The following is a 555-nucleotide window of genomic DNA, read 5'->3' as shown; positions in this document are numbered from 1 at the left end:
GACCAGATCAAGAACTTCGCCGCCTCGGGCGTCGATGCCATCATCGTCAACCCGGTCGACACTTCGGCCACGCAGGCGATGTCGGACGCCGCCGCCGCAGCCAAGATCCCGCTGGTCTATGTCAACCGCGAGCCGGTCAATGTCGACACGCTGCCCGACAACCAGGCCTTCGTCGCCTCGAACGAAGCCGATTCCGGCACGCTCGAGACCAAGGAAGTCTGCCGCCTGTTCAAGGAAGCCGGCAAGAAGGAAGCCAATGTCTATGTGATCATGGGCGAGCTTTCCAACCAGGCCGCCGTGCAGCGCACCAAGGACATCGACGATGTGATCGCGACGCCGGATTGCAGCTTCATCAAGATCATCGACAAGCAGACGTCGAACTGGAACCGCGACGAGGCGCAGAACCTGATGACCAACTGGCTGTCGACCGGCAAGCCGTTCGACGGCGTCATCGCCAACAATGACGAAAGCGCCATCGGCGCCATCCAGGCGATGAAGGCCGGCAACATCGACATGAAGGCGGTTGTCGTCGGCGGCGTCGACGCCACCCAGGAC

Annotated in this window: 1 protein-coding gene; it reads left to right on the top strand. The window is 62.2% G+C overall.

Features of this window, described 5'->3' with window-relative positions; all coding sequences use genetic code 11:
• Positions 1 to 555 (top strand): substrate-binding domain-containing protein (locus EN906_RS36520; RefSeq protein ID WP_164777727.1); only part of this gene is annotated, 555 nt, incomplete at both ends.

The sequence above is a fragment of the Mesorhizobium sp. M7A.F.Ca.CA.004.06.1.1 genome, from assembly GCF_003999135.1.
Taxonomy (GTDB): domain Bacteria; phylum Pseudomonadota; class Alphaproteobacteria; order Rhizobiales; family Rhizobiaceae; genus Mesorhizobium.
This window is presented reverse-complemented; position numbering and strand designations above follow the sequence as displayed.